The 6,834-nt window shown below is 63.0% G+C and carries 3 protein-coding genes; all 3 read left to right on the top strand.

Annotation, left to right across the window (positions count from 1 at the left end; translation table 11 throughout):
• Window positions 1-201, top strand: a 201-nt coding sequence (locus VHE12_08875) for a hypothetical protein (GenBank protein HVZ80898.1), incomplete at its 5' end; no start/stop codon positions are given.
• A 370-nt stretch (window positions 202-571) separates the two neighbouring features.
• Window positions 572-4,177: a hypothetical protein gene (locus VHE12_08870; GenBank protein HVZ80897.1), complete on the top strand. Its 3,606-nt coding sequence runs from the start codon at window positions 572-574 to the stop codon at window positions 4,175-4,177.
• 162 nt (window positions 4,178-4,339) lie between these two features.
• Window positions 4,340-6,834 (top strand): malectin domain-containing carbohydrate-binding protein (locus VHE12_08865; GenBank protein HVZ80896.1); only part of this gene is annotated, 2,495 nt, incomplete at its 3' end.

Genomic DNA, 6,834 nt, shown 5'->3' with positions numbered 1-6,834 from the left:
TACACGCTGGGTCAAAGGCTGATCTGGACGAAGACGCTGACCGGCGGGGCCTATGGGACGACGGGGGACCACCAGATCTACTGGGACGAGAGGGACCTGAGGGGCGGGGGACTGGCCAACGGTCTTTACCTGCTCAAAGTGACCATCGAGTCCAACGGGAAGACCACCACCACCTACGCCAAGATACTGATCCTCGGATAATGGAAGGCGGTGCCGAGCCCTTTTTGTCCCCGATGTGAACATCCGGGACTTGGCTCGGCATCACCAAACCATGCCACTCGGCTTGAGGGCCGAGTGTCAGGGACCAAGATCCTCATCCTGGGATAATTGATCCTCGGATAAGGTTTTTCGCCAAACATTCATCGAACCGGCAAAGCCGCCTGATAAACCCTGGCGGCTTTGCCATTTCTTTAATAATCGAACTGTTCTGTGGGTCGTTTGGTAACATATTGAAATAAGTTCCAGGAATTTAGCGACCAATGTTAAAACGTTTTTTTGGAGGGGTTTGCTGGTGACAGTTCCTTCAGTGTTCCGGAATGTTGTTCTCCTTCCGGCTCTTCTTTTACTTTTCATGGGCTTCGACCGATATTGCCATGCCCAAGCCTACAACTGGCAGACCGTACCCATCATGGGCGGAGGGTTCGTCCCGGGGCTGGCCTACAGCCCGATCCAACAGAACCTCTTTTACGTGCGCACGGACGTCGGCGGTTTCTACCGGTGGGACAACACCAACAGCCGCTGGATCCCCCTGACCGACATGTACCGGGGCAACAACTTCGGGGGGGAGAGCATCGCCCCCGATCCCGTCAACGCCAACGTGGTCTACGCGGCGGCGGGCTTCTCCGGCCCCGGCACGATCCTGCGTTCCACGGACCAGGGCGACTCCTGGACCGCCAACCCGATCCCCGTTTCCATCGCAGGCAACAACGACGGCCGCGAAGCCGGTGAACGCCTGGCGGTGGACCCCAACCTGAACACCAAGCTTTATTTCGGCTCCCGCTGGCAGGGACTTTGGGTGAGCACCAACTCGGCGTCCAGCTGGTCCCAGGTCGGGTCCTTCCCGGTGAGCGGCGACGCGGGTTACGGGATCGCCTGGGTGATCTTCCCCCCTCCCGGCGGCGGCTACGGCCATCCGTCGGGTTCGGCCTCGGCCACGATCTACGCGGGGGTGATGGCCATGGGTTCGGGCAACAGCAATCTGTACCGGTCCACCAACGCGGGCGCCAATTGGTCCCTGGTCCCGGGCGGGCCCTCGGGCATGATCACGCCCCACGCCAGCCTGGGGACCGACGGCAATCTCTGGATCGTCTATGACGGCGGCGGCTACGGACCCAACGGCGTCACCTCGGGCCAGGTCTGGAAACTCAACACTTCCACCCTCGCTTGGTCGAACGTCACACCCTCCGGCGGCCCCTGCAATGGATGCGGCGGCTACGCGGGGATCAGCGTGGACGCGCAGAACGCCAACCACGCGATCATCTCGACCCTCGATTGGTGGTGGCCCGGCGACGAGGTCCTATCCACCGTCAATGGGGGTGGTTCGTGGGTGACCATCGCCATGGCCAACTCCGGCAACTCGGTCTTCAACAACAACGGCGCCATCTACCAGAATGGATGCAGCGGCGTCCCGGGCGGGGCGGGTTGGGCGGGGTTCGTGGCCATCGACCCATTCAATTCCAACAACGCCTTTTATCCCTCCGGGGAAGGGGGTGGGGTTTGGAGCAGCACCAATATCCAGTCGAGCCCCGTTACCTGGACCTACAGGGACAACAACCTGGAGGAAACGGTACCGATCTACATGAACCCCGCCGCGGTGGGCGGCATCCTTTTTTCCTGCATGGGCGACGTGGGGGGCATGCGCCACGCGAACCTGACCCAATCGCCCGCCTCGGGCATGTACTGCAACCCCCAGTACACGAACACCAACATGCTGGATTTCGCCGAATCCAGGCCCAATACGGTGGTCCGGGCGGGGAACAGCACCAACCCATCGTCGGTGAACAGCGACGTGGCTTATTCGACCAACAACGGGCAGACCTGGACGCCCTGGGGAAGCGCGCCCCCGGGTTACGGCACCTCGGGCCAGATGGGTTGCGTGGCGGTCGCCGCCGATGGTTCCAGGATCGTGGTCGCCCCCTATGGCGGCAACGGCTCACCGGCCTACGCCTCTTCCCTCGGCGGGGGCTGGACGACCTGCACCGGCCTTCCCAGCGGCGCCATGGTGGCCTCGGACCGTTCCAATCCTTCCACCTTCTACGCCACCTATCCCGCCCAATGGGTCTTTGGCGGCACCGTGACGGTCTATGTCAGCACCAACGGCGGGACCAGTTTCTCCCAGGTGAACACCATCCCGGTCAATTGGGGCGACGCCAACGGGAACGGGCAATGGGTCATGCCCCGGCCCGTTTTCGGCCAACCGGGTGAATTCTGGGTCTCCACCTACAATGCCCTCTACCGGTTCACGAACGCGGGTTCCAACGTGACGACCATCCCCAATGTTTACGAACCCATGGGACCGGTGGGATTCGGCAAGGCCGCCCCCAGCCAGACCCATCCGGCGGTCTTCCTGGTGGGGACGGTGAACGGGACCTACGGGTTCTTCCGCAATGACGACGGGGCGGGTGTGACCTGGACCCGGATCAACGACGACACGCACCAGTACAACGGCCCGAACTGGATCGAAGGGGACGAGAGCATCTACGGCCGCTGCTACCTGGGCGCCGGGGGGCGGGGGATCCTTTACGGCGATGTGGTGGCGGTCACGCCCACCGCCACGCCCACTTCCACGCCCACCCGGACCCCGACCCGGACGCCCACTTCCACCCTGACGAACAGTCCCACCCAAACCGCCACCTCTTCCGCCACAAAAACAGCCACCTTGACCCCGACGGCTTCGACGACGCCGACTCCGTCAGCTTCACCGACCCAGACGCCCACCCGGACGGCTTCGGCCACGGCGACGAGTTCGATGACGCCTAGCGCGACAGCCTCCAGCACTCCGACCCTTTCTTTCACACCGAGCTGGACCCCTTCCCTCACCGCTTCGCCCACGGCTTCTCCAACCCATACGCCCACTCGGACCCTTACTTCCTCCCCGACGTCCAGCCCTACCTATACCCCGTCTTTCACCGCCACTCAAACCGCTTCGTTCACCACCAGTTCCACCCCGGGCAACAGCGCCACATCAACCTTCAGCTTCACTGTTTCGAGTACGACCACATCCACCATGACTTCTTCGCCCACGAATACCCCGGCTTCGACCGCCACCTCCACGCCACCCCTGACGGTTTCGGCCACTCCCACGAATACCCTGGTCAATAGCGCTACACCGACCTCCAGCCCTACCGTTTCGAGCACGGGGACCCCAACCACGACTTCTTCTCCAACGAGCACCCTGGCCAATACGGCCACTCGAACGGCTTCGACGACGCCGACTTCGTCGGCTAGCGCGACAGCGAGTTCGACGGATTCGGCTACGGCGACTTCGTCGCCTGCGCTCACCGCTACGCCTTCGGCTTCGCCCACAAAGACATTCACGGCGACAGCTTCGATGACGCCTAGCGCGACAGCGAGTTCGACAAGCTCATCGTCCCCTTCCAGCACTCCGACCCTTTCTTTCACGCCGAGCTGGACGCCGTCCCTCACGGCCAGCCTCTCGCCGACGCTCACCGCTACGCCTTCGGCTTCGCCGACGGCCACGGGAACGGCCACGCCCAGTTCCACCCCTTCGATGACACCGACGCGGACCTTCACGACGACGACTTCGGCCACGGCGACGAGTTCGATGACGCCGACGCGGACGGTAACGCCGACCAACACGGCTACCGCCACGGCGTCCCTCACCGCCTCGCCTTCGGCTTCGCCGAGCCCTACGCCCACCGGGACCCCGGCCCCCAACGGGAACCAGGGGGTGGTGCTCTATCCCAACCCGTCCACGGGTCCGACGGTGAACCTCTTGCCCCCGTCCTACCCGGGAGTTTCGGACGTGGAGGTCAGGATCTTCACGACCTCGTTCCGGAAGGTCCTGGAAAGGACGTTCTTGAACATCCCCTCCGGGGCGACGCTGTCCTTGTCCGTCGCCGATGAAAGGGGAGTGCCCTTGGCCAACGGACTTTATTACGTCGTCGTCCGAACGAAGAGCGGCTTGGCCATCGGTAAGTTGTTGGTCCTCCATTGACCGTTCGGTAGGTCCGAAAAGTCCCTCGAAGAGCCCTTTCCTTTTTTCCCCATCCGGGAATAAAACCCGCCGCGTCAGACACTTATCTATGAGAGAAAACCGGCCGCTTGCCTGCGGAAGGTTCCCTTTTGGTCCTAATCAAAATTGAAAGTGGGGGTACCCATGCAAGGGCAACCATCGAATTTGAAACGATATTGGCGGATCGTCCTTTTGATATCGTTATGGTTCTCCTTTTCGCACCTGCCGGCCCTGGCCTACAACCCCCTGATCTACCAGCAATACACCGCCGATCCGACCGCCTGCTGGTTCAACAACCGCATGTACATCTATTGTTCCCACGACATCACCGGCCAAACGGGTTATTCGATCACGAATGTCTATCTCATGTCCTCCGACGACCTGGTGAATTGGACCGATGAAGGGATACCGTTCCGCGCCAGCGACACCTCCTGGGCCGGACTGACCTACGCCCCGGACACGATCTTCCGCAACGGGTTCTATTACCTCTACTACGGCAACGGGGGCGGCAGTATCGGCGTGGCCCGCAGCACCAGCCCGACGGGCCCCTTCACCGATCCGCTCGGCCATTCGCTGGTCAGCAACAGCACGCCTGGGACCAATATCACCTATGTGTTCGATCCGGCCGCCTTCATCGACGACGACGGACAGGCCTATCTTTATTTCGGCGGCGGCGGCCCGGGGAACGCCCGCGTCATCAAGCTGAACTCCGACATGATCAGCGTCAGCGGGTCGGCGGTCTCGATCAACGCCCCCCGGTACTTCGAGGCGCCCTTCATGAACAAGATCAACGGGACTTATTATTTTTCCTACTCGACGGATTTCTCCGCTTCCCCGGCCGCCAGCATCGATTACATGACCAGCAGCAACCCCATGACGGGTTTCACCCACCGGGGAACCGCCCTTTTCAACCCGCCTAACAACTGCGGTAATAACGACCACGCTTCCATCGTGAACATCGGGAGCAACTATTACATCGCCTACCATAACCGCGCCCTGGCCCTTTTGAACGGATTGACCTGCAGCGGGAACGCGGTCTATCAGCGCAGCGTGAACCTGGACCGGATCTTCGTGAACTCGGACGGCACTTTGGCGGCCGCCACCCCCACCACCGCGGGTGTGGCCGCTTTGAAGAACCAAAACCCTTTTTCGACCCTCCGGGGCGTCATGATGGCCAAGGAGTCGGGGATCCAGACCGGGGTCTGCTCCGAGGGCGGCATGGATGTGACGGGCATCACGAGCGGGTCCTGGACCCAGGTCCGGAACCTGGATTTCGGGACGGGGGCCTCCGGCTTCACCGCCCGCGTGGCCGGGACCTCCTCGGGCGGGACCATCCAGGTGCGTTTGAACAGCACGACGGGAACGGTCGTCGGCACCCTGACGGTGCCCAATACGGGTGGGGCGCAGACCTGGCAGAACGTCTCCTGTCCCATCACGGGAGCCACGGGCCTGCACGATGTCTTCTTCACCTTCACGGGTTCGGGCTTCAATTTCCAATCCTATAGTTTCACGGCGTCCAACGGGGGACCCACGGCGACGCCCACCTTCACCCCGACCTTCACGCGCACGGCCACGCCGGTGGTGTCGTCCACCTGGCGTGTGAACGCGGGCGGGCCTTCCTACACGGACACCCTGGGCAATGTCTGGTCCGCGGACCAGAACTTCAGCGGCGGTTCGACCATCGCCAGCGGCGGGACCATCACCGGCACCTCCGACTCGACCCTCTATGACACCCAACGCTATGGCACCTTCAGCTACAGCTTCGCGGTGCCCGCGGGCAGCTACCAGGTGACCCTGAAGCTGGCCGAGACCTACTCGGGCGACTTCTCCAACGGGTCCCGGGTCTTCAATATCGCCATCAACGGGACCACGGTGGCCTCGAACCTGGATATCTTCGCCCAGGTGGGTTCCAACGCGGCCGACGACAAGGTGTTCAGCAATATCGCGCCCAGCGGCGGGATGATCACCATCCAGTTCACCGGCGGGACCAGTACGGACGCCAACGCGGTGGTGGAGGCCATTCAGGTCGTCCCCATGCCGAGCGTGACCTCGACCCCGACGCACACCAACACGCCGGTGCCGCCCACGGCCACGGCGACCGTCACCTCGACGCCGACCAGGACCAGCACGGCCACCAACACCAATAGCCCGGTGCCGCCGACGGCGACCTTCACCTTCACGTCCAGCCCGACCCCGGTGGTGCAGTCCACCTGGCGTGTGAACGCGGGCGGGCCGGATTACACCGACACCCTGGGGAACCTCTGGGTGGCGGACGAGAACTTCAGCGGCGGATCCACGATCGGTCAAGGGAACGTGACCGGGACCAACGACCCGACCCTTTACGCCACCCAGCGCTACGGCACCTTCAGCTACAGTTTCAACGTGCCCGCCGGGACCTACCAGCTGACCTTGAAACTGGCCGAGACCTATTCGGGCAACAGCTCGGCCGGGGCCCGGGTCTTCAGCGTGGCGGTGAACGGGACCACGGTGGTCTCGAACCTGGACCTCTTCGCCGAAGTGGGCTCCAACGTGGCGGATGACAAGGTGATCAACAATGTTTCGCCCAGCGGCGGGACCATCACGGTCCAGTTCGCCAGCACGGGCGGGACGGACACCAACGCGGTGGTGGAGGCCCTGCA

Source organism: bacterium (assembly GCA_035549195.1).
GTDB lineage: Bacteria > Oederibacteriota > Muellerivitia > Muellerivitales > Muellerivitaceae > DASZRK01.
This window is presented reverse-complemented; position numbering and strand designations above follow the sequence as displayed.

Bases quoted from the DNA above. Each gene is read 5' to 3' on its own strand.
- VHE12_08870 (HVZ80897.1), top strand. From the start codon at position 572: ATGGGCTTCGACCGATATTGCCATGCCCAAGCCTACAACTGGCAGACC.